Annotated in this window: 19 protein-coding genes and 1 pseudogene; 11 read left to right on the forward strand and 9 right to left on the reverse strand. The window is 61.1% G+C overall.

The features are described from left to right. Positions 1–811, forward strand: an 811-nt coding sequence (locus JJ869_RS10295) for an acyl-CoA dehydrogenase family protein (RefSeq protein ID WP_292266819.1), incomplete at its 5' end; no start/stop codon positions are given. On the opposite strand, the gene JJ869_RS10300 is transcribed toward JJ869_RS10295, so the two are convergent. Continuing rightward, positions 801–1652: an AraC family transcriptional regulator gene (locus JJ869_RS10300; RefSeq protein WP_292266820.1), complete on the reverse strand. Its 852-nt coding sequence runs from the start codon at positions 1650–1652 to the stop codon at positions 801–803. The two genes, JJ869_RS10295 and JJ869_RS10300, sit on opposite strands and share 11 nt — an antisense overlap. 92 nt (positions 1653–1744) lie before the next feature. Here JJ869_RS10300 and pobA point away from each other — a divergent pair, with 92 nt between their 5' ends. Beyond that, positions 1745–2914 (forward strand): 4-hydroxybenzoate 3-monooxygenase, encoded by a 1170-nt coding sequence (pobA, locus tag JJ869_RS10305; protein ID WP_292266821.1) that lies wholly within the window; start codon positions 1745–1747, stop codon positions 2912–2914. On the opposite strand, the gene pcaQ is transcribed toward pobA, so the two are convergent. Beyond that, on the reverse strand, positions 2911–3843 hold the full coding sequence (gene pcaQ / locus JJ869_RS10310; protein ID WP_292266822.1) for a pca operon transcription factor PcaQ: 933 nt from the start codon (positions 3841–3843) through the stop codon (positions 2911–2913). The genes pobA and pcaQ overlap by 4 nt on opposite strands. Before the next feature lie 90 nt (positions 3844–3933). Between pcaQ and pcaD the strand changes: the two genes are divergently transcribed. Genes pcaD through JJ869_RS10340 form a run of 6 tightly spaced genes read left to right on the forward strand, consistent with a single transcriptional unit; the run spans position 3934 to position 8806 of the window. Then, on the forward strand, positions 3934–4722 hold the full coding sequence (pcaD, locus tag JJ869_RS10315; protein ID WP_292266824.1) for a 3-oxoadipate enol-lactonase: 789 nt from the start codon (positions 3934–3936) through the stop codon (positions 4720–4722). Then, positions 4715–5098 carry a 4-carboxymuconolactone decarboxylase gene (gene pcaC / locus JJ869_RS10320; RefSeq protein WP_292266825.1) on the forward strand — a complete coding sequence of 128 codons (384 nt, stop codon included), beginning with the start codon at positions 4715–4717 and terminating at the stop codon, positions 5096–5098. Before pcaD ends, pcaC begins: the two co-directional genes overlap by 8 nt. Continuing rightward, complete coding sequence (gene pcaH, locus JJ869_RS10325; protein WP_292266827.1) at positions 5091–5819, forward strand: protocatechuate 3,4-dioxygenase subunit beta; 729 nt, start codon at positions 5091–5093, stop codon at positions 5817–5819. Before pcaC ends, pcaH begins: the two co-directional genes overlap by 8 nt. 3 nt (positions 5820–5822) lie before the next feature. Continuing rightward, complete coding sequence (pcaG, locus tag JJ869_RS10330) at positions 5823–6422, forward strand: protocatechuate 3,4-dioxygenase subunit alpha (protein WP_292266828.1); 600 nt, start codon at positions 5823–5825, stop codon at positions 6420–6422. Further along, a complete protein-coding gene (locus JJ869_RS10335) occupies positions 6422–7483 on the forward strand; it encodes a 3-carboxy-cis,cis-muconate cycloisomerase (protein ID WP_292266830.1) in 1062 nt (353 codons plus the stop codon). Before pcaG ends, JJ869_RS10335 begins: the two co-directional genes overlap by 1 nt. Before the next feature lie 45 nt (positions 7484–7528). Beyond that, on the forward strand, positions 7529–8806 hold the full coding sequence (locus tag JJ869_RS10340; RefSeq protein WP_292266831.1) for a flavin-dependent oxidoreductase: 1278 nt from the start codon (positions 7529–7531) through the stop codon (positions 8804–8806). Between the two features lie 74 nt (positions 8807–8880). On the opposite strand, the gene cynS is transcribed toward JJ869_RS10340, so the two are convergent. The 5 genes from cynS to JJ869_RS10365 are packed head-to-tail and all read right to left on the reverse strand — an operon-like array spanning position 8881 to position 13039. Continuing rightward, positions 8881–9351 carry a cyanase gene (gene cynS / locus JJ869_RS10345; RefSeq protein WP_292266832.1) on the reverse strand — a complete coding sequence of 157 codons (471 nt, stop codon included), beginning with the start codon at positions 9349–9351 and terminating at the stop codon, positions 8881–8883. Positions 9352–9388: 37 nt separating this feature from the next. Continuing rightward, on the reverse strand, positions 9389–9868 hold the full coding sequence (locus JJ869_RS10350) for a nuclear transport factor 2 family protein (RefSeq protein ID WP_292266834.1): 480 nt from the start codon (positions 9866–9868) through the stop codon (positions 9389–9391). Positions 9869–9886: 18 nt separating this feature from the next. Next, complete coding sequence (locus tag JJ869_RS10355; protein ID WP_292266836.1) at positions 9887–10792, reverse strand: ABC transporter ATP-binding protein; 906 nt, start codon at positions 10790–10792, stop codon at positions 9887–9889. Positions 10793–10804: 12 nt separating this feature from the next. Beyond that, positions 10805–11641 carry a nitrate ABC transporter permease gene (gene ntrB / locus JJ869_RS10360; protein WP_292266838.1) on the reverse strand — a complete coding sequence of 279 codons (837 nt, stop codon included), beginning with the start codon at positions 11639–11641 and terminating at the stop codon, positions 10805–10807. A 3-nt stretch (positions 11642–11644) separates the two neighbouring features. Beyond that, complete coding sequence (locus tag JJ869_RS10365) at positions 11645–13039, reverse strand: CmpA/NrtA family ABC transporter substrate-binding protein (protein ID WP_292266840.1); 1395 nt, start codon at positions 13037–13039, stop codon at positions 11645–11647. Between the two features lie 216 nt (positions 13040–13255). Between JJ869_RS10365 and JJ869_RS10370 the strand changes: the two genes are divergently transcribed. The 3 genes from JJ869_RS10370 (at position 13256) to nagA (ending at position 17404) form a co-directional block, all read left to right on the forward strand. Then, complete coding sequence (locus tag JJ869_RS10370) at positions 13256–15115, forward strand: sigma 54-interacting transcriptional regulator (protein WP_292266841.1); 1860 nt, start codon at positions 13256–13258, stop codon at positions 15113–15115. Positions 15116–15224: 109 nt separating this feature from the next. Continuing rightward, positions 15225–16256 (forward strand): SIS domain-containing protein, encoded by a 1032-nt coding sequence (locus JJ869_RS10375; protein WP_292266842.1) that lies wholly within the window; start codon positions 15225–15227, stop codon positions 16254–16256. Continuing rightward, positions 16253–17404 (forward strand): N-acetylglucosamine-6-phosphate deacetylase, encoded by a 1152-nt coding sequence (gene nagA / locus JJ869_RS10380; RefSeq protein ID WP_292266844.1) that lies wholly within the window; start codon positions 16253–16255, stop codon positions 17402–17404. The genes JJ869_RS10375 and nagA overlap by 4 nt, the downstream gene beginning before the upstream one ends. Here nagA and JJ869_RS10385 read toward each other — a convergent pair. Together JJ869_RS10385 and JJ869_RS10390 are read right to left on the reverse strand one after the other, a co-directional pair. Further along, complete coding sequence (locus JJ869_RS10385) at positions 17379–25847, reverse strand: Hint domain-containing protein (protein ID WP_292266846.1); 8469 nt, start codon at positions 25845–25847, stop codon at positions 17379–17381. The two genes, nagA and JJ869_RS10385, sit on opposite strands and share 26 nt — an antisense overlap. 367 nt (positions 25848–26214) lie before the next feature. Continuing rightward, positions 26215–26515, reverse strand: a pseudogene (locus JJ869_RS10390) (LacI family transcriptional regulator); the annotation flags it as partial.

Consider the following 26515-nt stretch of genomic DNA (forward strand, 5'->3'; position numbering starts at 1 on the left):
GCTGCATGCCTCACCCACCTGTCAGCTGGTGTTTCAAGGCACGCGCGCCGACCTTGTCGGTGCAGAAGGTGATGGGCTGCGGGCGATGTTCACGGTGATGAACCACGCGCGGCTTGACGTGGCTTTGCAGGGCGTCGCCCATGCTGCTCGTGCGTCGCAGATTGCGACCGACTACGCCAACGACCGTGTGCAGGGGCGGCGCAAAGACGGCAGTCCCGCGCGGTTGTCCGATCATGCGGATGTGCAGCGGATGTTGGCAGAGCAGGCATCGCTTGCGATTGGCGCACGGGCGATGTGCCATGTGGCTTTCGTCGAGATGGCGTGCGGCAAACGCCCCGATCTCGTCACCTTCCTCACACCCTTGTGCAAGGTTTTCGGCTCTGAGGCCGGGATCAAGGCGGCGGATCTCGGAATACAGATCCTTGGCGGCTATGGGTATCTGAACGAGTACCAGATAGGGCAGGTCTGGCGCGACGCGCGGATCACGTCGATCTATGAAGGGGCGAACGGAATCCACGAACGCAGCATCGCGACGCGCGGGCTCAAGGGGCCGGGGGCAGACCAGTTCGCAGACCTGATCCGCGAACTGGGTGGTGCGTCGGACAGAGTGTCGGCAGATCTGGCCGATTGGATCACGTGGCGCGACCGGATGCGCGCAGAGGCCGAGGCCGAGCATGAGGCGCACGCCTTCGCGCAGGCAACCGCGCGGCTGTATTTCCGGGCATGTTGGGCCAAATGCGCGTCGGTTGCGGACATGCACCCCGAGCCATCGCGCATCTCAGGACTTGCGGAACGCGTGCTCAGTTCGTGAACAGAGCGCGGTAGTCTGTCGGGGTCTGCCCCCGCGCCGCGCGGAACCGTTTCGAGAAATAGGACGGGTCAATGAAGCCCAAACGGTAACCGACTTCGGACACCGGCAATTGCGTGAAGGCCAGAAGACGACAAGCCTCCTGCATCTGATGCTGTTCGATATAGGCGGCAGCCCCCAGCCCGGTTGCTGCGCGGCACAGGCGGCTCAGATGACCTGTGCTGATCGACAATGCCTTGGCAAAGTCCGAAGCCGACCAACCGTCGGCCATGTGTTTCGAGATCAGCTCATCCAGCGCAAAGAGCCGCGCGTGTTTCGCTTTCTGATCCGACTCGTTCCCGGAAAGACGCGTTTCGGCAAGATTGGCGAGCACGGAATGTGCCAATCCGACAACTTGCTGTGCGCGAAACAGGCTGACCGCCCCAATCGTGTCCCGCAGCAATCGGGTGACCTGTTCCAGCAGAGGGTGGATGTCCCCGACACAGGGTTCCGACAGCGCGGTCAGGATCTGATCCGTCGCCGGAGAGATTGTGCGCACGATATTCACGGGGAACGAGAAAATCTTGCCTTCGGAACCCGGATCGAAGACGAATTCATGGACGCAATGTTCTGGGATATATAGAAATTTTCCGCTTAAGATGTGGTATTTCCCACCATCGACCGTGGCGTCGATCCAGCCGTGATCAACCATGAAAAGCTGCGACATCTGGCTGTGGCGATGCGGCAGGATGCGCCAGTCATTGATCGGCGCGCGGACCGAGAAATCCTCGAAATGGATCACGTCCGGGAACGGGCCCTGTTCGCCGTACAAGCCGAAAGCGGGAATGGTGTTTTGTGCGCTCATGTTCGATTCTTACCATAGCTCGCTCTTTGATGCCATTACCTGACGCGGTCCAAGAGCCTACCAAGGTCGCCAGCTTTTGGAGGAACGCTGCCATGAAAACCGAAGTCGCCATCATCGGCGGGGGACCGTCCGGCCTGTTGCTGTCACAATTGCTCAACAAGGCGGGCGTGGCGACGGTGGTGCTTGAACGCGCGACGCGCGAGCATGTGCTGTCGCGTATCCGGGCCGGTGTGCTTGAGGCCGGGACAGTCGCGATGCTGCGCGAGGCGGGTGTCGGAGATCGGATGGCGCGTGAGGGTATTCCGCACCATGGCTGTTACCTCACCGACGATGATCTGATGGTGCGGATCAATTTCGAAGAGCTGACGGGAACCTCTGTCATGGTCTACGGCCAGACCGAGGTGACGACTGACCTCTACGCGGCGCAGGATGCGATGGGCGCGACGATCATTCATGATGTCGAAGACGTGGTGATTCAGGATGCCGACAGCAGCGCGCCCTATGTCGAATACACTGTGAGCGGAAAGCGGAAGCGGCTGGATTGTGCTTATGTCGCGGGCTGTGATGGTTTCCACGGGATCAGCCGCAAAACCATCCCCGAGGACAAGCGTCGCGAGTTCGAGCGGGTCTATCCGTTTGGCTGGCTTGGGGTTCTTTCGCGAACCCGTCCCGCTCATGAGGAGCTGATCTATGCAAATTCCGCGAACGGGTTTGCTCTGGCATCCATGCGCAATGAAAACCTGAGCCGCTATTACGTGCAGGTTCCTCTGACGGACAAGGTCGAGGAATGGAGCGACGCGCGCTTCTGGACCACGCTGAAAAGCTGTCTGCCGACCGAAGTGGCCGCCAGCATGGAAACCGGCCCATCCATCGAAAAATCCATCGCGCCACTGCGGTCTTTCGTCAGTGAACCACTGCGCTGGGGGCGGTTGTTCTTGGTGGGCGACGCTGCACATATCGTCCCGCCGACCGGGGCCAAGGGGCTGAATCTGGCTGTGTCGGACGTGCATTACCTCTATCAGGCGCTGATCGACGCGGTGAAAACCGGGGATACAAAAGGGATCGACGCCTATTCGGAACGGGCGCTTCTGCGGATCTGGAAGGCCATGCGCTTCAGTTGGCAGATGACGACCATGCTGCACCGGTTCGACGGTGAAGACAGCTTTGCGGCGCAGATGCGCAAGGCGACGCTCTATCATCTGTCGCAATCGGAAACGGCGCGGCGTGATCTGGCCGAGAACTATATCGGCTTGCCGTTCTAGGCAGGGTTTTGGCCCAAAGGGCGCAATTCGGTCCGGGCGGTTTCCAGTGCCCGGATCAGCCCCGTCTGTTCCTCGGTCAGAACGCCATCTGCCCGCATGGAAATACCGATGGGTCCGCCGCGCACATCATTGCCAAGGGGCAGGGCGATCAGGGTGCCGGCGTCCAACTCGTCCTCCACAACCCCGCGCGAGATGAACCAGACCGCATCAGAGGATTGCACGACACGCCGCCCAAAGGCGAGGGAGACGGATTCAAACGCAGCGCTTTGCGCGGCAATGCCGTGCCGGGACAGAAGCGCCCGAACCAGTGGCGCAATCACAGCGCCCGGTGGCGGTAAAAGCAGCGGGTATCCGTCAAGCGCGTCCAATGGATGTGCCGCCTGCGTCAGCGGATGGTTTGGGCGCACGACCGCCGCGATGTCTTCGGAATAGAGATGGTGGAACGACAGGTGCTGCATCACCTCGGTCGTGCCCATGCGTCCCACCACCAGATCAAGGCTGCTTTCCCGAAGCTGCGACATCAACAGCCAGTTCGGCCCGGTGCTGACCCGCATCAGGCAGTTGGGATTCGTTTCCCGAAACGCCAAGGCCGCGCGTGGCATCAGCGAAGTCGCGGCGGTGGGCAGAACGCCCACCGAGAGGCGCGTGATCCGGGATGGTGTATCCTTGACCAGCGATTGGGCCCGCGACAGTTCGGCCATCGCCGCGCCCGCATGTTGCTGGAACACCCGGCCAACCGCCGTCATCGTCAATCTGCGGTGTGACCGGTCGAACAGCGGTTTGCCCAACACCTCCTCAAGTTCGCGGATCGTTTTGGAGACAGCAGGTTGCGAGACGTTCAACACATCCGCAGCTGCCGAAAGCGACCCAAGGCGTGCGGTTTCCAGAAAGCAGCGAAGATGGCGGATGCGGATGCGCGGATCGAGCATATATAACTCATGGGTTAAGCGAATGGTCCAAGATTATAATTTTCAGTCGTGGAAAGAAATGTCAAAGAGGGCGAGGAGGAGATTGCAGATATGAAAACTGTCACGTCGAACGGAGCGGTGCTGCATGTGCAGGTCGACGGCCCCGACACTGGCCCCGTGGTGATGTTCGCCAATTCGCTGGGCACCGATCTGCGGGTTTGGGACCCCTTGCTGCCCCACATGCCGAAAGGACTGCGTATTGTGCGGTTTGACAACCGTGGGCACGGGTTGTCGGATTGCCCTGCGGCACCCTATGACATGGACACGCTTGTGTCTGACGCCGAAGCGGTGGTCGACGCGCTGGAATTGACGAACGTCGCCTTTGTCGGCCTGTCCATCGGCGGTTTGATGGGGCAGGGACTTGCCGCGCGGCGACCTGATGTGATGCGCGCACTGGTTCTGATGGACACCGCGGCCAAGATCGGATCGCCCGAGATGTGGGGCGACCGGATCGCGGCGGTTCAATCCGGTGGGCTGGAACCGATGGGCGACGCTATTCTGGACCGCTGGTTTGCACCCGAGATGCGCAACGATGCAACGCGCCTTGCGCCATGGCGCAACATGCTGATCCGCACGCCGGTTGACGGGTATGTCGGCTGCTGCGCCGCGATTGCGGGTGCGGACTTCACCGCATCCACCGCGGCCCTCACGCTGCCCGTCATGGCGATGGCCGGGTCCGAGGACGGCGCAACCACGCCGGAACTGGTCGAGGCCACGGCAAAGCTCTGCAACGCAACCTTTCATGTGATCCCGGACGCAGGCCATTTGCCTTGCGTAGAAGCGCCGGACACCGTGGGTGCGCTGATCTCTGATTTCCTAAAGGAGGTGGGCCATGTCTGACCGGTTCGACCAAGGCATGAAAACCCGGCGCGAGGTCTTGGGCGATGCCCATGTCGACCGTGCCGAGGCGAACAAGACCGAATTCGATCTGCCGTTCCAGACGCTTATCACCGAAGGCGCGTGGGGCACGGTCTGGTCGTCTGACGGGATCAGCCGGCGCGAAAGGTCGATGCTGACCCTGGCGCTTTTGGCCGCCACCGGAAACTTCGAAGAAATCCCCATGCACATTCGCGCCACCGCCCGCACCGGTGCCAGCAAGCAGGACGTGATGGAAGCGTTCCAGCATGTCGCGATCTATGCGGGGGTGCCGAAGGCGAACCATGCCATCAAACTGGCGAAACAGACTTACGCAGAAATGGAGAAATCCGATGACTGACACCGCTGCCCTTATGCCGCGCCGCCGCGAGGTGCATCCCGATCCGTATTTCCTCGACTACAAGACGTCGATCACGCGGTCCCCGTCGCTGCCGCTCTTGTCGATGGAGTCGACCCCAAGCGAAGAAACCGGGCCGCGCTTTGGCCACAACAAGCTGGGGGCCTTGGACAACAACCTGATCAGCAACTTCACGCAGGGCAAGGCGCTGGCCGTCGGCGAACGCATCCGCGTGCATGGTCGGGTGCTCGACGAAACGGGCCGCCCGGTGCCGCACACCTTGGTCGAGGTTTGGCAGGCCAATGCCGGTGGGCGGTATCGCCACATCAAGGACACGTATTTCGCGCCGCTTGATCCGAATTTCGGCGGCTGCGGGCGGACGATTACGGATGAGAACGGGTACTACGAATTCATGACCATCCGTCCGGGGGCATACCCGTGGCCGAACCGCGCCAATGACTGGCGGCCGATGCACATTCACTTCTCGATCTTTGGCCATGCTTTTGGTCAGCGTCTCATCAGTCAGATGTATTTCCAGGGAGATCCGCTGATCGACCTCTGCCCGATTGCCGCCACTGTGCGGGATCGCAGTCAGCTCGACCGTTTGGTCGCGCCGCTCGACATGCAGAATTCGCGGGGCATGGATTATCTTGCCTACAAGTTCGACATCGTGCTGCGCGGCCGCCGTCAGACCATGTTCGAAAACAAGCCGGAAGGGATGTAAGCCATGACACAACCGCTTGATATTCTGGTGGAAACGCCCAGCCAGACCGCTGGTCCCTATGTCCATATCGGCTGTATCCCGACCTTTACCGGGATCGAGGGAGTGTACCCCGAAGACCTGGGTCTGAGCCCGATCGAAGACGGCGCAAAGGGCGAGGTCATCACCATCGTCGGGTCGGTCTATGACGGCACCGGCTGGGCGATGCGCGATGCCATGATCGAAAGCTGGCAACCCGATGCAGCTGGCCTGTTCGCCGGGCAGGACGGGGCCGATCCGAAGGTCTCGGGCTTCTGTCGCTTCGCCGCCGACAAGGACAGCGGCGAGTTCACCCTGCGCACCGTCAAACCGGGTGCGGTGAAAGGCCGGAACGGACAGGTGTTCGCGCCGCATATCTCGATCTGGATCGTCGCGCGGGGGATCAATATCGGCCTCAACACGCGCATCTATTTCGAGGATGAGGACAACAGCGCTGACCCGTTGCTGGCCCGCATCGAACAGCGCCCGCGTGTCGATACGATGATTGCCAAGAAAACCGGCGACGGCACGTATCGGTTCGATATCCGGCTGCAGGGCGAGGGCGAAACGGTGTTTCTTGACCTGTGATGACAGGTGTCTTTGACCATCCCTGGTTGTCGGGCCTCTTTGCCGATGACGAAATTGCTGCGCTTTGGTCCGCCGAGGCGCAGCTTTCGCATATGATCGCTTTCGAGGCGGCGTGGTCGCGGCACGGTCACCTCGCCGGATTGTGGTCCGAGGCGGAAGGTGCGTTGGCTGCGACCGCAATAGAAGCTGTCAGCCTTGCCCCGGAAGAGCTGCGTGACGGCACAGCGCTGGACGGGGTTTGTGTGCCTGCCTTGGTGCGCCTGCTGAAAGCGCGGACAGGGGCAAATGCGATCCACAAGGGCGCGACATCTCAGGATGTGATCGACACCGCAACGGCGCTGTCGCTGGTCCGCAGTCTCGACCTGATCGACCAACGGCTGGATCGTTTGGCGTCAGACCTTGTGGCAGTGGAAGACCGGTTCGGGCCGATCCCGCTGATGGGTCGGACCCGCATGCAGGCGGCGGTGCCCATCACCGTGGCCGACAGGGTGCAGACGTGGCGTCTGCCGCTTGCCGCACATCGCGAACGTTTGGCCCAATTGCGGCCCCGCGTGGCAGTGGTGCAGATCGGCGGTGCCGCCGGGGACCGCGCCGCGCTGGGGGATGGGGCTGACGCAGTTTGCAACGCGGTTGCAAAGGATTTGGGACTGTCGGCACCACCCCAAAGCTGGCACGCCATGCGCGACGGGATGGCCGAGGCCGCGTCGCTGATGTCGCTCATAACCGGAACGCTGGGCAAGATGGGGCAGGACATCTGCCTGATGGCACAGCAGGGGATTGACGAGATTGCCCTGGCTGGCGGTGGCGGATCGTCTGCCATGCCGCACAAGCAGAACCCGGTGCTGGCCGAAGTGCTGGTCACATTGGCCCGGTACAATGCGGTGCAGCTTTCAGGGCTGCATCACGCGATGCTCCATGAACAGGAAAGATCGGGTGCCGCATGGGCGCTTGAGTGGATGCTTCTGCCGCAGATGGTGCAGGCCACCGGGCGCGCTTTGGTCGTGGCGACAGATGTGGGGGTGCAAATCACGTCGATTGGCACACCCGACCTGTTGTCCTGAGCAACGCCACACCGTAAACCCGCCAAAACGACAAGGAAGACCACTATGTCCGACAACAGGGTCATCATTGCTGGTGGCGGTATCGCGGGGTTGGCACTTGGGCTGACGCTGCACCAGATCGGTGTGCCGTTCACTGTGTTCGAATCCGCGCGCGAGATGAAGCCCCTGGGCGTTGGCATCAATCTGCAGCCCAACGTCGTGCGCGAACTGTTCGATCTTGGCATCACGGCCGAGGACCTGGACAAGGTCGGTCTTCCTGCCGAGGAATGGGCGCTGGTGGGTCTGAACGGGCGCGAAGTGTATTCCGAACCGCGCGGGCTGGGCGCTGGCTACAACTGGCCGCAATATGCCGTACATCGCGGGCAGCTTCATATGCTGCTATACGACACGCTGGTGGACCGGGCAGGTGCCGACGCTGTGCAGCTTGGGGCGAAAGTCACGGGCTATGCAAGGCACGATGCCGGGGTCAAGGCGACGGTGCAGATCGCCGGGGCCACGCACACCGAGTCCGGTACTTTGCTGGTCGCCGCAGATGGCATCCATTCCGCAATCCGCGCGCAGATGTATCCCGACCAACCACCGATTCATTGGGGTGGCGCGGTCATGTGGCGCGGCACGGTTCGGGCCAAGCCATTGCGCACCGACTCGTCTTTTGTAGGGTTGGGCACGCATCGGCAGCGGATGGTGATCTATCCGATCTCCAAATCCGACGAGACCGGGGCCGCGCTCATCAACTGGATCGCAGAAGTCACGATGGACGATGCGGGGGCATGGCAGCAGGACGGATGGTTCAAACCGGTCGAGATCGACGAGTTCATTCATCACTTCGAAGAGTTCCGCTACGATTGGCTGGATGTGCCAACCATGCTGCGCGACGCCGATTGCGCCTACGTGAACCCGATGATTGACCGCGATCCCATACCAAGCTGGGTTGACGGCCCAGTGGCCCTCATGGGGGATGCGGCGCATGCGATGTACCCGACCGGATCAAACGGGGCGAGTCAGGCGATTGTCGATGCGCGGCTGATCGGGGCCAAGATGCTAGAGCATGGTGTAACCGCAGCTGCGCTTGCGGCCTATGATGCGCAGTTGTGCGGTCCTGTATCGGAACTGGTGTTGCGCAATCGGGGAGCAGGGCCGTTTGGGCTGCTCAACTTGCTCGATGAACGCTGCGGCGGCGTGTTTGACGATATCGAGGACGTTATTCCCGCCGCAGAGCGCACGGATTTCATGGCGAAATACAAGGCCGCAGCCGGGTTCGCGATTGAAACACTAAACGCCGCTGGTCCGACAATCCCGCATGGGGCGCGGGTCACCGGCTGACTTGCCATCAGGCACAGATGCCAGCGAAAGCGGTGTACTGCCCGGCCATCATTGACCGGGCAGCCTATCCTGACTTACCAGGAATTATAGGCCAGATACTTGCCTGACATCTCGAGCTTGACGCGGTCGCCCTTTTCATGCGGCACGCGCGTCAGTGTCATGTCGAAGTCGATGGCGGACATGATGCCGGTGCCGAACTTCTCTTCGATCAGCGCCTTGATGGTCGGGCCGTAGACGCCAACGATCTCGTAAAGGCGGTAGATGCAGGGGTCGGTCGGCACAGCCTGCGACCAAACCTTGGTGGGCGGCTCTTCCAGCACGCTGGCCGCTTCCTGTGGCAGACCCATGACGGACACCAGCGCTTCGGCCTTGTCCTTGGGAAATGCGTTCATGCCCATGCAGGCCGAATGCGTCCAGACCGGAGACATGTCGATCTTCTCGGCGATGCCCTCCCATGTCATGCCCGCCTGTTTCTTGGCGGACAGGATCATCATCGTCACGTCTTCCTTGGTCAACATGACTGGCACCTCGTAATTGTCTTTCATTGGGTTTCCTCCTGGGTCGTATGATAAATTCAGTGGGTTACAGCCCAAGCGCGCTCAGGCCGGAATGGTCGTCAGGACGGCGGCCCTGCGGCCAGTGAAACAGGCGGTCCGACTCCGCGATGGGTACATCGTTGATCGAGGCATGACGCACAGCCATGTAGCCGTTCGCATCGAACTCCCAGTTCTCGTTGCCATAAGCGCGGAACCATTGGCCGTTCTCGTCGTGCCACTCGTAACAAAACCGCACGGCGATCCGGTTGCCCTCATGCGCCCAGATCTCCTTGATCAGGCGATAGCCGTTTTCCTTGGCCCACTTGGCGGTCAGGAACGCTTCAACCTCGGCCCGACCATTGAGAAAAATGTCCCGGTTCCGCCACGCAGTGTCCCGTGTATAGGCCAGCGCGACCTTTGCGGGATCGCGGCTGTTCCACGCATCCTCGGCCATCCGCACCTTCTGCACCGCGTCTTCATAGGAGAACGGGGGCAGGGGCGCGCGCGGGGTGTCCTGATGTGTCATGACCGTTTCGCTCGGGGTTCAGATGTTCACCGCCCGCAAGGGCGGTGGTGCACTGGGTTCGTCTTCGGCGGGCGCAGTCTTGTCGATCCTGACGGTTTCGGGACGCTGATCTGCATCGCCGCTTTGCTTGCCCGCAAGTTCCTTGGACCGCTGGCCCAGGAAGTGCACGAGATGGTTGCGGATCGCATAATAGTTCGGATGCTCGACAATCTCGGTCCTGCTGCGCGGGCGTGGGATTGTTATTTCGACCGACTCGGCCACGCGGGCAAACGGACCGTTGGTCATCAAGAGGATACGGTCCGCAAGCAGGATCGCCTCGTCGATGTCATGGGTGATCATGAACACCGTCTGTTCCGTACCCGCCCAGACCTTGATCAGCTCTTCCTGAATGGTGCCCCGCGTTAGCGCATCCAAAGCGCCGAACGGTTCATCCAGAAGCAGCAGTTTGGGCTGGTTGGCAAAGGCCCGGGCAATCGACACGCGCTGCCGCATCCCGCCTGACAACTGGCTGGGCTTGCGGTAGACCACATCGCCCTCCAGCCCGACCTTGGCGAGATAGTCACGGGCATGCGCCTCGACCTTGTCGGCCGACCAGTCGGGGTGGCGGGCCTTGACGCCGAAGGTCACGTTCTTCAGCGCTGACAGCCACGGCAAGAGCGAATAGTTCTGGAACACCACGCCCCGGTCCAGCGACGGGCCCGAGACCTCGAACCCGTCCATCTTGACCACGCCAGACGTTGGCTCGGCCAGACCGGCAAGGATGTTCATGATCGTCGACTTTCCGCAGCCCGAATGGCCAAGGATGCAGACGAATTCACCCTTTTTGATCCCGAAGCTGGCGTTCTCGAACACGGTCATCGTGCCGCCCTGGCCATCCGGGTATTGCTGGGTCAATCGCTCGATACTGAGAAAAGGTTTCGACATGAGGAGTCTCCCTTATTCGGCGTAGGCGACGGCGCGCTGCAGGACGCCAAAGGCCGAGTCCAGCAACATGCCGACAACGCCGATCATGAGGATTGAAAAGATGACGGAGGTCAGGTCGAGGTTGTTCCACTCGTTCCAGACATAGTAGCCAATGCCTGTCCCACCGACGAGCATCTCTGCCGCGACAATGACCAGCCACGCGATCCCGATGGAAATCCGCATGCCCGTAACGATGGTCGGAGCAGCGGCTGGCAGGATCACCGTGAACGCGGTCTTGAGCGGGCTCAACTCGTGTGTTCGGGCGACATTGACCCAGTCCTTGCGCACTCCGGCCACGCCAAACGCGGTGTTCAGCAGCATGGGCCAGATCGAACAGACGAAGATCACGAAAATCGCCGACGCCTCTGAATCCTGAATGATGAACAGCGCCAAAGGCATCCAAGCCAGCGGCGAGATGGGTCGCAGCACCTGGATGAACGGGTTGAACGCCTTGTAGGCGATCTGGCTCATCCCGATGAGGAAGCCCAAGGGAATGGCGACCAGCGCGGCCAGGAAATAGCCGGTCAGAACACGGTAGATCGAATACCCGATCTGAATGCCGATCCCCTTGTCATTGGGGCCTGCGTCGTAAAACGGGTTGGACAACTCCGCCCAAGCTTTGGCGATCACCTGGCTGGGCGGGGGAACACCCGCTTTTTGAGCGCCCCCACCGGTGAGGCGCTCGTATTCTGTCAGCTCGCCCGCTGCCTTCTGTGCCGGAATGGCGGCCTCCCAGATCAGGAGGCCCACCACCAGCATGGCAATCGATAAGATCGCGGCGCGCTTGTTGATCGAAAGACCGTCCAACATGGATCAGCCCTTTCCGATCGGGAAGCTTGCGACATAGGCTTCGGGTTCCGCCGGATCGAAGGTCTTCCCCATGATCGTGTGCGATTTGTAGGTGATGTCCGGTGCCTCGTAGCCCAGATCCTCCATCACCTTCTTCGCGTCGGCAGCCAGGTAAACCTGCTCGGCCACGGCCTTGTAGTCGATGTCGCCCTCGATATAGCCCCAGCGCTTCATCTGCGTGAGGATCCACACCCCCATCGAATGCCACGGGAACGGGTCGAAATCGATCCGGTCGGGGACCTGCTGGACGTTGCCCAGACCATCCGCGAACGTACCGGTCAGAACCTGCTCGATCACCGGAACCGGCTGGTTGAGATAGTTGGTCGGCGCAATCGCCGCCGAAATTTCCTTGCGGTTGTCAGGGTTCGAGGCGTATTGCGTCGCGTCGATGATCGACTTGAGCAGCGCGCCGTAGGTGTTGGGCAACTCGGTCGCAAAGGACAGCGGTGCGGCAAAGGCGCAGCACGGGTGGCCTTCCCAGATCTCCTTGGTCAGCAGATGGATAAAGCCGATGCCTTCCCAGACCGCGCGTTGGTTGAACGGGTCAGGCGACAGGTAGCCGTCAAGGTTGCCCGCACGCAGGTTCGCAACCATCTCGGGCGGCGGCACCACGCGTATCTGGATGTCGACATCCGGGTCCAGACCGAATTCAGCCACGTAATAGCGCAGCAGGAAGTTGTGCATCGAGTATTCGAACGGCACACCAAAAGTGAAGCCCTTCCACTGGCTCGGGTCGCGCTTGTCGAGGTGTTCGTTGGACAGAACAATGGCCTGACCGTTGATGTTCTCGACAGCGGGCATGATGTAGGGGGTTGCAACCGACCCGGCACCCAGTGTCATCGCAAGCGGCATCGGCGTCAGCATGTGCGACGCATCGTATTCACCCGACAGTGACTTGTCGCGGGCCACGGCCCAGCCAGCCGTCTTGATGACCTGCGCGTTCAGGCCGTAGCGTTCGTAAAAGCCCAGCGGCTGCGCCATGATGATCGGCGTGGCGCAGGTGATCGGCACGAAGCCGATGTTCAGATCGGTCTTTTCTGGTGTCCCAAGATTGTCGAGGATCGCCGCCTTGGCTTCGTTCATCGGGAAGGCCGAGGCAAGGGCCGCCGCAACGGTGCTGCCGCCCAGCATGCCCATGAACGACCGACGTCCAATGTCGCTTTGGCCAAACACAGAGCGCACAATCGCGCTTTCGACCGCGCGTTCGAGCATTTGCTCGGATGACATGCGCGTCGGGTCTAGGTCTTTGGAGATGTGGGTGTGGCTGTGACCGGATGCGCAGCTGTCGCAGCCGCAATCGGCGCCATGGCGCAGGTCGGTGTCTGCGGAAAACGGATTTCCAAGGCTCTTGATCGTCATATGCAGTCCCCTGTGTGGTGGATGTTCCTAGTGGTTGGGGACATCCTGCCAGCGGGGCTCGGCGATCAAAACCAAGTGCCTTTTATTTGTTCAAAGTGAAAATCTGGATTAATTTCAAAATGTAAAATCATTTTAGCGATAACGGAAATTTACGACAAATCGTAAATTACGAAATTTCGTTAGACTGTTCTGCATCGCAGCGGCAATGATGCCCGCATGCTGGACGAACGACACCAATCTGATTCCCTGCTGGCCGCATTTCCCGAGGCCGCGCTGGTTCTCGACACCACTCAGGACACGGTGGTGGCCCTCAACGCGGCAGCGGCAGCGCTGTTCGTTGTTGACCCAGAAACGGACAACACCCTGCGGTTCTCGACCTTTCTAGGCAGGGCGCTGGCGAAATTCGTGGTCTTTGTCGAAGAGGTCGATCACCGGGGCGAATGCTGGACGCGGGATGTGCCGCTCACCACTCGGGACGGGGCACCGCTGCGCTGCGAAATCCGGGCGCGCGGCGTACCGGATCAACCGGGTTATCTTTTGCTCAGCTTCACTGATCTTGATGCCTTCGACAAACGCACCCAGATCGCAGAGGCGGCTGAACTCCACCGCGCTGGGCTTTTGGAATGGAAACGGGCCGAGACCTTTTTCGCCGAGCTTGAACGCCAGAACCAGTTGATCCTGAACGCGGCGGGCGAGGGGATCTACGGCGTCAACGCCGATGGCAAGACCACATTCGTCAATCGCGCGGCGCAGGAGATGCTGGGTTGGACCACGCAGGATCTGTTGGGCAAAGACATCCATTCGATGATCCACCACCACCACCTGAACGGAGAGGTGTACCCATCGAACCAATGCCCGATCTACCGCTCATTTCGTTTTGAACAGGTCCACCGGATCGAGGACGAGGTGTTCTGGCGCAAGGACGGCAAGCCCATCCGCGTCGAATATGTCTCAACCCCGATCTATGATCAGAAGGTGCTGGCGGGTGCTGTGGTGATCTTCCGCGACATCACCGAGCGCAAGGAAGGCGAACGCAAACTGCGCGAGGCTTTGGACGAGGTGGCAGCATTGCGGGACCGGCTTGAGCAGGAAAACGAGTACCTGCAAGAGGCCATCAGCTCGGAACGCGCGCATCACGACATCATCGGCAGTTCGCCCGCGATCCGTCAGGTGGTCACTCGCATCGATCTTGTGGCTGGCACCGACGCGACCGTTCTGATCACGGGCGAGGCGGGCACCGGCAAGGCGCTGGTCGCCACTGAAATTCACAAAGCCAGCCCGCGTTCCAGACGTCCGCTCATCCATTTCAAATGCGGATCGGTCGCTCCCGAGGATGTGGAGGCCGAGCTGTTCGGTCATGTGCGTGGGGCCGGGCCGAATGCGACGCGCGACAAGCCGGGCAAGTTGGAACTGGCACATGGCGGATCGCTGTTTCTGGATGATGTCGAGGAACTGCCCTTCGAAATTCAGGGCAAGCTGCTCCATGCGCTGCAGAAAAGCGCTGTCACCCGCGTTGGTGACACGCGCGAGAAGCCGCTCGACATCCGGGTGATCGCGGCCACGACCCATGCACCGACCGACACCCGCACAGGCAATCGCATCCGCGAGGACCTGTATCTGTTCCTCAACGTCTTTCCGATCTCCTGCATGCCGCTTCGGGATCGGCTGGAGGACATTCCGCTGCTTGCCGCGCACCTGCTGAAACTCGCCTGTCGCCGCCATGGCCGCCCCGTGCCCGTGCTGACGGAACGGGTGGTCCAGCAGATGCAGGCCTATCACTGGCCGGGCAATGTGCGCGAATTGCACAACGTCATCGAACGCGCTGCAATCGTGTCGAGGGATCGCAAGCTGGTTCTGGAACTGGGCGGCGGTGGGCAGGTTGCGTCCCCATCAAATGCATCCGTCCGAACCGAGGCCGAGATGCAAGAGATGATGCGCCGCAACATCATCGCCGCCCTCCGCGAAACGGGCGGGCGCGTGTCCGGCCCGACCGGCGCTGCTGCAATGCTGGATGTGCAGCCGACCACGCTTTATTCGAGGATCAAGGCGCTCAAGATCGACCGGACTGCGATCTGACCCTGCCCGAACGTTGCGGCCCGAAGATCGGCTTGCGGTTCACTGCGGCTTGCGGCCTTACTGGCCTCACGGGCCAGAGCACGACTCCGGCAAAGGAAAAGGTCGCAGGATGCCCCATGTTGAAACCCAGATGCGACGCGAGGTGCTGGAAATCCCGGTCGCCGTGCAGCGGCTCCTGGACCATGGCGGCGATGACATCCGCCGCGCGGCAGACGCGATCCGCGAGCGTAACCCGGCCTTCATGATCAGTGTTGCGCGCGGGTCATCCGATCACGTGGCCACCTATCTGAAATACGCGGCAGAACTTCTGACCGGAACACCCATGGCCTCGGTCGGGCCGTCCATCGCATCGATTTACAAGCGGCAATTGACGCTCACAGGCAGCGTGTGCCTGTCTGTCTCGCAATCCGGCAAGAGCCCCGACATCGTTGACACGACACACATGGCCCGGGCGGGTGGCGCGTTGACCTTGGCGATGACGAATGACCCCAATAGCCCTTTGGCAGCGGCGGCTGACCATACCCTTAACCTCCATGCTGGACCGGAGTTGAGCGTTGCGGCGACCAAAACCTTCGTCAATTCGGCCGTGGCCGGCATCTGGCTTCTGGCCGAATGGGCCGAAGATAAATCACTTTGCGCCGCGATCCGCGATTTGCCGGAACGATTGGAACGGGCCATCGCGATGGACTGGTCGATGGTCCAAACAGCTTTGGGGCACCGCAATTCGATCTACTGCCTTGGCCGTGGACCGGCCTACGCGATCTCGAACGAGGCGGCGCTCAAATTCAAGGAAACCTGCCAAATCCACGCGGAATCCTATTCTTCGGCAGAGGTGCTGCACGGTCCGGTCTCCATCGTCGATAGCGGTTTTCCGGTGATCGCCTTCGCCGCAGCGGACGAGGCGGAAACCGCACTGGCCGATGTGGCGGACGCGATTGCGCAGAAGGGGGCGACCGTGTTCGCCACCACGCCGCAGGTTCGCCATACCACGTCGCTGCCCACAGAGCGCACGGGCCATTCCCTGACCGATCCGATTGCCCTGATCGCCAGTTTCTATGCAATGGTTGAACAGGTCGCCACATCGCGCGGGATTGACCCGGACACACCGCGCCACCTGAAGAAAGTGACGGAAACCAGATGACCTCTCGCGGCAAGGCCTACAGCGGTGCGCAGATCCACGATGGACGCAGGCTTGTCATTGGCCACAGCCTTTTGATGTCCAAAGACGAGGGCTGTCGCATCGTTTCCGATGCCGAAGTGCCGCCGGCTTACGAGCGAGTGGCATTGCAGGGAGGCGTGATCACCCCCGGTTTTGTCGACTTGCAGGTTAATGGCGGTGGAGGTGTGTTGTTCAACGATGCGCCCTCCGTGGACGCTTTGCGGGCCATCGCGGACGCACATCAAGGCCTTGGCACAGCGGCGTTTTTGCCAACCCTGATCACCGATACACCCACGACAGCCCGCGCGGCGATCGACGCGGTTTCAGCGGCTGTCACAGAGCGTATGCCGGGGATCATCGGTCTCCATCTCGAAGGCCCGCATCTGTCGGTGGCGCGAAAGGGAGCCCATGACGGAGCGCTGATACGTCCGATGACCGACGACGACATGGCGCTGCTGATCGACGCGACAGAGCGATTGCCGAACCTGGTGGTGACAGTGGCGCCCGAGAGCGTGACGCTTGATCAGATGCGGCGGTTGTCCGACGCGGGGGTGATCCTCTCTCTGGGGCACACGGATGCCGACCGCGCCACCTGTCACGCTGCATTCGATGCGGGCGTGCGCTGCGTCACACATCTGTTCAATGCGATGAGCCAATTGGGCAGCCGGGAACCGGGTCTTGTCGGCGCGACCCTGGAACGTGAGGATGTTTTCGCCGGCCTGATCGCGGATGCGGTGCATGTGCACCCGGCCAGCATCCGCATCGCGCTGGCCGCCAAACCCAGGTCCGACCGGGTGTTCCTCGTCACGGATGCGATGGCACCTGCCGGGTCCGAGATCGACCGTTTCGTTCTGAGCGGGCGTGAGGTGTTCCGCAAAGACGGGCGGTTGACGCTGGCCGATGGCACACTGGCCGGGGCCGATCTTGATATGGCCACGGCGCTGGATGTCATGGTGGGGCAGGTGGGCGACAGCCTGGAACGGGCGGTGACCCGTGCCACCGCAACCCCAACTGCGCTGCTGCGCGAGAAGGGGGGGCTGGGTGTGATCGAGGCGTCAACGCAGTGGGTGAATTACCTTCCACCCACCGTCCCGACAGGTGCCGTTACGACGCGGCACTCCGTGGTGTGACAGCCGTCGTGTGGGTTGGAAAGGCCGCACCGGGCACGAACCGCTGATGATTGCGCGACTTGAGCGCCTTGAGGTGGTCAGGCAGATGCGAGAACCGCGCAACGTTGCGGGCCTTATGCCCAAAACCCAATTCTGCATCCTTGTTCTGCAGCTCCGGGAAGAGCTCGAAAATCTCGGTCCGCGCCTCATTCCGCAGGGCTGACATCGCGAGACTGCCCGGAAAGAAGCTTTCCGACGGCGCGCCATTGGCGAACACGATCTGGTGGTCTTCGAACAGGATGTGGAAATACGTCACCTCGCGGCGGCCTTTCATCACCCGCGCCGCACCACCTTCCATCTTGGCCAGATGTGTCGCCCGGACCAGGGTTTCCTCACCGTCAAGATTGAACAGCACCCCATGTTGCGGGGATACGATCAACAGTGCATCGCCTCCGGTCAGGTCGGGTGACAACAGGATCGGGCGCAACTTGGGCGTGCGGGCCAGATCAGTCCCGCCAAGGTGACGGTGCCCAATCCAGCGCAGGGTCTGGATGCCGTTGTCGCGGGTGACGATCCGGTCGCCGGCGCGCAGCGTTTCGATCTGGCGTTCGCCATCGGCGGTCAGGATGCGGGTGCCCGAGGCGAAACACACCACGCCCGTGTTCTCGGCTGTGAACGAGCTTTTGTCGCCGGTTGCGCCCGCGAAAACCAGCCCACCGCCGCCAAAGCTGGCATTGTTCGAATAATCGACGGTTCCGCCTTGGAGGGTGCTGTTGGACTGGTTGAGGACGCCGTCATCGTTGAAGTCGGCGGTCAGTTCCCAGATGTCGTCATAGAAGGCCGATAGGTCGATCCGGTCGTTGTTGGTGATGTCACCGTCATTCAGCGTGCCGGTGTTACCGAAGTTGAAATCGGTGATCGTGTCGGTGCCATCGCCCGCAACATAGACGAACGTGTCGTTGCCATCGCCGCCTGTGATGCTGTCATCCCCGGCGCCACCGACGATGGTATCCGCGCCTGACCCGCCGACCACGGAATCGTTGCCGCCGCGCGCGTCGATGTCGAGGCCCGTCCCGTCGGCGGTGCCGTTCACGGCGTCCGCGCTGTCGGTCAGGATAAGCCGTTCGATTTCCAAGAAGGTCAGAGTCGAGGTGCCGTCGGTGATCGAGCCGCTTTCGTTGCCGTCATACAGGACGGAAACCGGGCCAGTTAGGGCCGAGAGGTTAAGCGTGTCGAAATCCGGTCCGGCGCCGCTGGTGCCTTCGCCGCCGACGATGCTGTCATTGCCGAAATTGTCCTCGAGGATGAAGACGTCGGCATCGTTGCCGCCCAGCATCGTGTCGTCGCCTTCGCCGCCGACCAGCGTGTCGTTGCCATCGGTCGCGACCATCGAGTCGTTGCCCGCACCACCCACGAGGCTGTCGTCGCCGGCCGCGTTCATCAGCGTGTCATTGCCTAGACCGCCGATCAGCGTGTCCTGGCCCAGACCGGTCGTCAGGAAGTCGTCACCGTCGCCGCCGTCGATCAGGTCGTCGCCATCCCCGCCCGACAGCGTATCACCGCCCGTGCCGCCCGTCAGCGTGTCGTTGCCACCGCCGCCTGCAGCCGAGACGCCGACTGTGGTGAGGCTCGCATCCAGGCTGTCGGCCTGGCCAGTCAGCGTGAGCCAGTCGAGCCTCTCGAAGGTCACTGAATTTGCACCTTCGGTCAGGGTACCGTTGGTGTTGGCGGTGAAATTGACGGTGATGCCATTTGTCAGCGCCGAGGCGTCGATGCCGTCGCCGCCGTTGACATCGCCTTCGCTCGCTGAGGCACGAATCGAGTCATTGCCGAAATTGTCTTGCAGGACATAGGTGATGTCGCTGTCGCTGTTCCAGATATCATCGTTGCCGGTGCCACCGTCGATGGTGACCTGCGTTCCGCTGTCATAGAGGTGGACGAAATCGTTGCCCGCGCCGGCATCGATCCAGTCATTGCCGCTGCCAGAGCCCCATGTCTCGATATAGTCGTCGCCATCGCCGCCAAAGACCGTTTCGGTCCCGCCCTGCAAACTGATAACGTCCCCCGATACGGTCCCGATGACAAGATCGTCGCCGCCAGTCGTGTAGACCTCAATGTGGCCGCTGATAGCGCCGGAAGCATCGAAGACGTCGTTGTTCACCGTGCCATAGAAGACTTCGATCTCGGTGAAGGTCCCGGTGGCCGTGCCTGCCAAGCCGTTGAAGCTGTAGCTGCCGGCTTCTCCGGTGGTATAGGTGACGGTGACCCCGTCGGTGGATGTGGTGGCAAAGAACTGCACGACGTCCGGCGTGGCGCCGCTGCCGTTGAAACCGGTGATCGTGTCATTGCCATCGGCATTGTCGATCCAGAAGGTGTTGTAGTTGAAGGCATCAACCGCTTCCAGCCAGTCGTCGCCCGCGCCGCCGACCAGCGTGTCGGTGCCGGTGCCGCCACAGATCGTGTCATTGCCCGCGCCACCATCGAGCAGGTCGTTGCCGGAATCGTTGGTCAGCGTGTCGTTGCCATCGCCGCCGCGCAGCGTGTCGCGGCCAAGCCCGCCGGTCAGGCTGTCGTCGCCCGCGCCGCCGTCGATCGAGTCGTTGCCTGCGCCACCCAAGACGGTGTCAGTGCCGTCGCCCGTGACAAGGCTGTCATTCCCGTCGCCGCCGTCCAGATAGTCATTGCCCAAGCCGCCGAGCAGTGTATCGGCTCCAGCACCGCCCAAGAACGTATCGTTCCCGGATCCCCCCGAGAGTACATCATCCCCCGAGTTGCCAAAAACACGCATCCCAATGGTGGTGGCGGTGCCGGTGTAGACGTCGTTAAAGGTGCTGAGATCGAGGGCCTCGATTTCCGAGAAGGTGACTGTGTCGGCCCCGGTCAGCGCAAAGCCGAACTCGTTGCCATCCATCGTAACCGTCACGGCGGCCGCAGAGCCGAACCCGACAATGTCGAAATCCGATTCGGTGGTCACCGTTTCCCCACCGACGATGGTGTCGTTTCCGCCGTTCGACCAGATCAGGAACCGGTCTTGGTCCGCCCCACCGATCAGGCTGTCGGCCCCTGCGCCACCGTAGAGGGAGTCGTTCCCGTCGCCGCCGACCAGGGTATCGTCACCAGAATCGCTTTCAAGGGTGTCGTTGCCGGTGCCGCCGTCGATGGAATCCGCAGACCTACCACCATTGATACTGTCTGCTCCGGCGCCACCAAAAATGGTGTCGCTTCCTTCAAGGGCCGAGATGCTGTCATCGCCAGAGCCACCGTCAATATAATCCGACCCGATCCCGCCGATGATCGTGTCGGCCCCGCCATTGCCGAACAGGCCCAGCCCGCTTGTATCCAGAGTGGCGATGATCGAGTCATTTCCGGCGCCGGTAAAGATGTTTTCGATCTCCGAAAACTGGATGGTGTCGACCTGATCCGTGAAGGTGCCGAACTCGGACCCGTTGAGCGTGACAATAATATCCGCGGTCAGCCCGCTGCCGCTGATCGTATCGCTGTCTGTCCCGTCGGTGACGGTTTCGCCACCGACAATCGTGTCGTTGCCGAAGCCGTCATTGACGATAAACGTATCGGAATCCGCGCCGCCCGACATGCTGTCATTGTCGATGCCGCCGTCGAGCGTATCGTTGCCGTCACCGCCTTCGAGCGTGTCGTCCCCCGCGCTCGCGATGATGAGGTCATCTCCGGTGCCGCCGACAAGGCTGTCATCGCCAGCGCCGTTGCGGATCGTGTCGTTGCCCGCGCCGCCAAAGACGGTGTCAGTGCCGTCGCCCGTGACAAGGCTGTCATCGCCGTCGCCGCCGTCGATGTCGATATAGTCCGACCCGGAACCGCCGAGGATTGTGTCGGAGCCAGTGCCACCACGTAGGTCGTCATTACCGGCCCCACCATCAAGACTGTCATTGCCATCGGCGCCCCTCAGAGCATCATCGCCCGCCTGTCCCAAGAGCGTGTCCGCGCCTGCATCACCCAAGACGTAATCTGCACCGGCACCCGCCTCGACATAGCGGGCGCCCGTGCCGTCAAGAACGAAAACGTCATCCTGCGCAGAACCGTAAAGCGTCGCCCAGCCGTCGGTGACGTAGACACCGACACTGTAATCCGTCAGAACGCGGGCATCGAAGGTGCCGCCGTAGTTGAACGTGCCGCCCCAGCCGTCGACCTCGTTGAAGGTCATCGTGGCCGTGCCGTTGGTCGCGCTGCCGCCGGAACCGGTGGTGTAGGTCAGGTCCAGTGTTTCGGCGAGTGTGAAGTCAATCCAGTCGTTGGTATTGGCAAGATCCGGTGTCTCGACGCCAAGGTCGATATGCCCGTTGCCCAGCGTGCCGGTGATCCAGGCATAGTCCCACCCGTCTCCACCGATCAGCGTGTCATCGCCGGCCGAGGAATAGAAAGTGTCTGATCCAAAACCCGCGCCGCCGAAGAAATAATCGTCGCCCGCCCCGCCGGTGAAGCTGTCGTCTCCATCACCCCCGTCCACGTAAACGCCCAGAGTGTCGCCGGATGCGTTGACAACATCATTGCGGCTGGTCAGGACGAAGCGCTCGATTTCGCTGAAATTCGCCGTGTTTGTGCCACTTGTTGCAAACCCGGCTTCATCGGCATTGAACGTCACGTTCACGCCAGCGGTCATACCGCTGAAATCGACCGTGTCGCTATCGGTTCCGGTGGTGACCGTCTCACCGCCGACGATTGTGTCCGTTCCAAAACTGTTGTTCAGGACAAACGTGTCGGCATCCGCGCCGCCGTCGAGTGTATCGTTGCCGCCATTCCCCGACAGGACGTCGGCGCCCGCGTTGCCGATCAGCACGTTGGCGTCGGCATTTCCGACCACGGTGTCGTTACCGCTGCCGCCAGTGACGTTCTCGATGCCGGTCCAGCTGACACCAAGCGTACCCGTGCCGTCGAGCACGACATTGAAGTGCACACCAGAGACGCTCGAATTGCCGATATCGTATGTGTCGATACCGGTGCCGCCGATATTGACCTCGTTCCCGCCCGTGCTGGCCAGAATGGTGTCGTTGCCCGCGCCCCCGTCGATGGTGTCGGTATTCTCGCCGCCATCAAGCAGGTCGGCTCCATCGCCGCCGAAAAGCGTATCGTTCCCTCCACCGCCGTGCAGGCTGTCGTTGCCCACGCCACCGAAGACGATGTCGGAGCCGCTGCCAGCGACAAGGCTGTCGTTTCCAGTACCACCGTCAATATTATCCGACCCGGTCCCGCCGATGATTGTATCGGCCCCACCATTGCCAAACAGGCCCAGCCCGCTTGTATCCAAAGTGGCGTTGATCGAGTCATTTCCCGCGCCGGTAAAGATGTTTTCGATTTCCGAAAACTGGATGGTGTCGATCTGATCCGTGAAGGTGCCGAACTCGGTGCCATTGAGCGTGACAAGGATATCCGCCGTCAGCCCACTGCCGCTGATCGTATCGCTGTCTGTCCCGTCGGTGACGGTTTCGCCACCAACAATCGTGTCGTTGCCAAAGCCGGTCTGGATGTGGATGAAGTCGGAATCCGCCTGGCCATAGATCTGGTCGGCATTTCCCTGTCCCCAGATCGTATCGGCACCGTCACCGGCAAAGATCGTGTCATCCCCGCCGCCGCCATCGAGCACATCATTGCCGACATCCCCGATGATCTGGTCATTGCCGAAACCGCCGAGGATCGTATCCGCACCACCGGTTCCGGGTGCGTCATCACCGTCCAGAGTATCGTCGCCGCTGTCGCCCCAGAGAAAATCCGCGCCATCACCGCCATAGATGATGTTGTTGACAACACCGCCGCTGAGGCTGTCATCGCCGCCCCAACCCTTGATCTCGATTACCCCGACACCGCCCGAGATGGTGTCTGCGGCAAGGTTCGAGCCGTCGATCTGTTCGACCCCAATGAGGGTATCCCCTGCCGCGTCGCCCCCGCTTTCGGCAAGAGCGTCGTTCAGGTTGATATTTACCGCGCCGGTCGAATTGTAGAAGCTGGCGATATCCCATGTGCCTGCGGTCCCGTCGATGGTATCGGCTCCGGCGCCGCCTTCCATCTGGGTGAAGCTGCCAACATCCGTTGCACTGCCGACAAGGCTGTCATTGCCTTCATCGCCAAAAAGATAGTTGGTCCCCTGTCCGCCGGTCAGGGTGTCATTGCCCGATCCGCCGCGCAGGGTGTCGTTGCCAGCTTCGCCGTCAATGCTGTCATTTCCCGAACCACCAGTGACCTGGTCATTGCCTGCACCTGCGGTGACAGTGATGGATGACGATGCGGCTGCTGCATTGAGGGTGTCGTTTCCACCAGTCAGATCAAACGACTCGATTCCTGTGAAGGTGCCGCTGTCGCCATCGTCGTCATTGTAAAAGCCCGCTTCATTGGCGTTTAGCGTGACTGTGACGGTTTCATTGGCATCAGCAAAGGACAGCGTGTCGTTGTCGCCGCCTTCATCGCCGCCGATCACCGTGGCTGTTCCGTAGCCGGCATGGATCAGGTCGGATCCGTCGCCACCATCCAGCGTCGCGATACCAAAGCTGTCGTAAAGCGTGTCGTTGCCGGTTCCACCCAAGAGCGTATCCCCGGTTCCGGTATTCGACTCTGCGCGAAGAACGTCGTTGCCACTGCCCCCGACGAGGCTGTCATCACCGGCCCCCCCCAAGAGCGTGTCATTGCCGAATTGACCGTAGATCGTGTCGTTGCCGGCGTCGCCTCTGAGACTGTCGTTCAGCCCTTCCGCGCCGTAGTTCACGACCGTGTTGGTGCCTGCCGAAAACAGTTCGAGATAATAACCGTCTTGATCTCTCAGAATCCAGTTATGACCTTCGAAAGTGCCTTGGATATAGGTATCACCCGCTTGGATCGTCTGGTAAAAAACCTCGGTTCCGGTATAGTCGATCCACCAAAGATTGATCGGACCATCGGCAGAGTTCACAACGGTCAGGTTTGTGGCGGTATTTCCAGATGACGCATAGAGCGTCGTGTCGTACCACTGGCCATCGCCAAGCATGGTGTCGCCATCATTCCCACCCAGAAGGGTGTCGTTGCCCTGACCGCCCTGCAGCGAATCCGCGCCATCGCCGCCGTCGATCTGGTCGGCGCCTTCGTTGCCGCTGAGCGTGTCCAGCCCATCATCGCCGTAGATGACATCGTTGCCCGCTTCGCCGTATACGAAGTCATTGCCCGTGCCAGCAAAGATCGTGTCGGCTCCGCCTGCGTCGTCAGCCGTCAGAAGATTGCCGTCACCGCCGTAAATGGTGTCGTTTTCGCCGCCGCCGTAGATCACGTCGAAACCGGCGTCGCCCCGGATCGTGTCATTGCCTTCATTCGCCCAGACCGTGTCGTTGCCGGCCCCAGCGCGGATACTGTCGGCCTCGCCGCCGCCCAAGGCATCATCGTTGTCGACCCAGTCGCCATCGGCGTCGAAGTAGAACTGACCGATCTGGTCACCCGCGGCCGTGCCTTCGACGATGTAATTGTTCGACAGGATGTTAACGTTTTCGATGTTCTGGAACGTCAGCGACCCACCACTGTTGAAAAAGACCGTCCCGGATTCGGCGGTCGAATAGCTGACCGAGGACACGTTCGAGACGTTCAGTGTGTCATTGTCTGTGCCGGTCTCGCCGCCGTCAATGAAGTCACCGGCAGCGCCCCAGATCGCGTCCGTATCGGCACCCCCCAATATCGTGTCGGCGCCAGCGCCTCCGGTGAGGATGTCCATCCCGGCCTGACCCTGAATGGTGTCATTGTCCTTGTCGCCCACGATTCGGTCGGTGCCCGTGCCACCATCGATGAAGTCGCTACCGTACCCGCCGTCGATCCAGTCATCGTCCGCCTGACCAAGCAGAACGTCGTTGCCACCCGCGCCAAAAATGAGGTCGCCCCCATCCCCGCCTTCGACTGTATCTGCGCTGTTGTCTTCCCACCCGCCTTCGATGTGGTCGGCACCCGCTTGGCCGTAAAGAAGGTCGGCGCCCGCTCCACCATCTATGAAATCGGCACCGTCTCCTGAAAGAACGCTGTCATTCCCGCTTCCGGAATAGATCTGGTCGGTGCCTGCTCCTGTGACGACAGTGTCATTCTCCGGGCCGCTATAAACCACGTTGTTACCGTCGCCTGCAGTGATGTTGTCCGCTCCGGCGTTGGAATAGATCGTGTCATTGCCCGCGCCGGATGTCACAACCTCGCCGTTAAAGCTGCCCGCGACATAGCTGGCGCCGCTGTTGAAAGTAAGGGTGGTGAAGAAGTGCCAGCTTGTCGCTCCGCCCAGAACGGCATTTGCGCTGCCGGTATAGTTGTTGTCCCCGATGACAAAGCTGGTCGATCCGTCCGCGATCGTGACCGCGCCTGTGTCGGTGTCATAGGACACCGTGTAATTCGACGGCAGGCCCGAAAAATCGAGCGTGTGACCGGAGGAGGTTTGCGTGATGCCTGACCAGAACGCGATCGAGTTCCAGTTGCCTGTCGTTACAAAATATGTGGCCATCGTTAAATTTCCTCAGGCATGCTTGCGTGCACGGCAGGTAACAACGGAAACGAGGCCACTCTTAACAACGACTGCGAAACGTATCGCGTCGCTTTGCAGCAAAACATCGTACCACTCATTAATCGACTGTGCTCCCGGTCGGGTCTTTTGGACGGGGTGCAGCCGTGATCGTCATCCAACCGGACGATCATGGATTTTCCCCAAACCCCTGATTATCCGGGAATTGCGGCCACATTTCTGAATGACTTTGGCGGACCTGTAGTCTTGCAGGGTATGATTCGGAAACAATGCTTGAAAATCAAAGAATTGATTGTTCTCTGGAAATAATCAGCCAAACAAGCGCATCGCATCGACGCTATAGGGGCGTTTAAACAGAGTCAGGCAGATAGATCAGCGGTTCGAAAAACAGCCGTTCTCTGCTGAACTCCGGGCCCTTTCCAATGCGGTCGACCATGTGTCTGACAAGAGCGCGGCAGAGCGTTTGAAGCGGCGTTGCAATGACCATCGTCACATAGCGATCCGCAAGCGCTTCGCGGCTGTCCTCGGTCAGCTCATTGACGATCAGTGACACTTTCCCCGGCGGCCGGGCTTCGCGAAGCGCGGCGATCGCACCTTCCATGCCGCCCCCGGCCACGTAAATCCCGGCAAGATCCGCATGGCGCTGCAAC

The sequence above is a fragment of the Marivita sp. genome (genome assembly GCF_017643905.1).
Taxonomy (GTDB): domain Bacteria; phylum Pseudomonadota; class Alphaproteobacteria; order Rhodobacterales; family Rhodobacteraceae; genus Marivita.

Bases quoted from the DNA above. Each gene is read 5' to 3' on its own strand.
- pobA (WP_292266821.1), top strand. From the start codon at position 1,745: ATGAAAACCGAAGTCGCCATCATCGGCGGGGGACCGTCCGGCCTGTTG.
- pcaC (WP_292266825.1), top strand. From the start codon at position 4,715: ATGTCTGACCGGTTCGACCAAGGCATGAAAACCCGGCGCGAGGTCTTG.
- pcaQ (WP_292266822.1), bottom strand. From the start codon at position 3,843: ATGCTCGATCCGCGCATCCGCATCCGCCATCTTCGCTGCTTTCTGGAA.
- JJ869_RS10375 (WP_292266842.1), top strand. From the start codon at position 15,225: ATGCCCCATGTTGAAACCCAGATGCGACGCGAGGTGCTGGAAATCCCG.
- JJ869_RS10370 (WP_292266841.1), top strand. From the start codon at position 13,256: ATGCTGGACGAACGACACCAATCTGATTCCCTGCTGGCCGCATTTCCC.
- JJ869_RS10350 (WP_292266834.1), bottom strand. From the start codon at position 9,868: ATGACACATCAGGACACCCCGCGCGCGCCCCTGCCCCCGTTCTCCTAT.
- pcaH (WP_292266827.1), top strand. From the start codon at position 5,091: ATGACTGACACCGCTGCCCTTATGCCGCGCCGCCGCGAGGTGCATCCC.
- JJ869_RS10385 (WP_292266846.1), bottom strand. From the start codon at position 25,847: ATGGCCACATATTTTGTAACGACAGGCAACTGGAACTCGATCGCGTTC.
- cynS (WP_292266832.1), bottom strand. From the start codon at position 9,351: ATGAAAGACAATTACGAGGTGCCAGTCATGTTGACCAAGGAAGACGTG.
- JJ869_RS10365 (WP_292266840.1), bottom strand. From the start codon at position 13,039: ATGACGATCAAGAGCCTTGGAAATCCGTTTTCCGCAGACACCGACCTG.
- pcaG (WP_292266828.1), top strand. From the start codon at position 5,823: ATGACACAACCGCTTGATATTCTGGTGGAAACGCCCAGCCAGACCGCT.
- ntrB (WP_292266838.1), bottom strand. From the start codon at position 11,641: ATGTTGGACGGTCTTTCGATCAACAAGCGCGCCGCGATCTTATCGATT.
- nagA (WP_292266844.1), top strand. From the start codon at position 16,253: ATGACCTCTCGCGGCAAGGCCTACAGCGGTGCGCAGATCCACGATGGA.
- JJ869_RS10340 (WP_292266831.1), top strand. From the start codon at position 7,529: ATGTCCGACAACAGGGTCATCATTGCTGGTGGCGGTATCGCGGGGTTG.
- JJ869_RS10335 (WP_292266830.1), top strand. From the start codon at position 6,422: ATGACAGGTGTCTTTGACCATCCCTGGTTGTCGGGCCTCTTTGCCGAT.
- pcaD (WP_292266824.1), top strand. From the start codon at position 3,934: ATGAAAACTGTCACGTCGAACGGAGCGGTGCTGCATGTGCAGGTCGAC.
- JJ869_RS10300 (WP_292266820.1), bottom strand. From the start codon at position 1,652: ATGAGCGCACAAAACACCATTCCCGCTTTCGGCTTGTACGGCGAACAG.
- JJ869_RS10355 (WP_292266836.1), bottom strand. From the start codon at position 10,792: ATGTCGAAACCTTTTCTCAGTATCGAGCGATTGACCCAGCAATACCCG.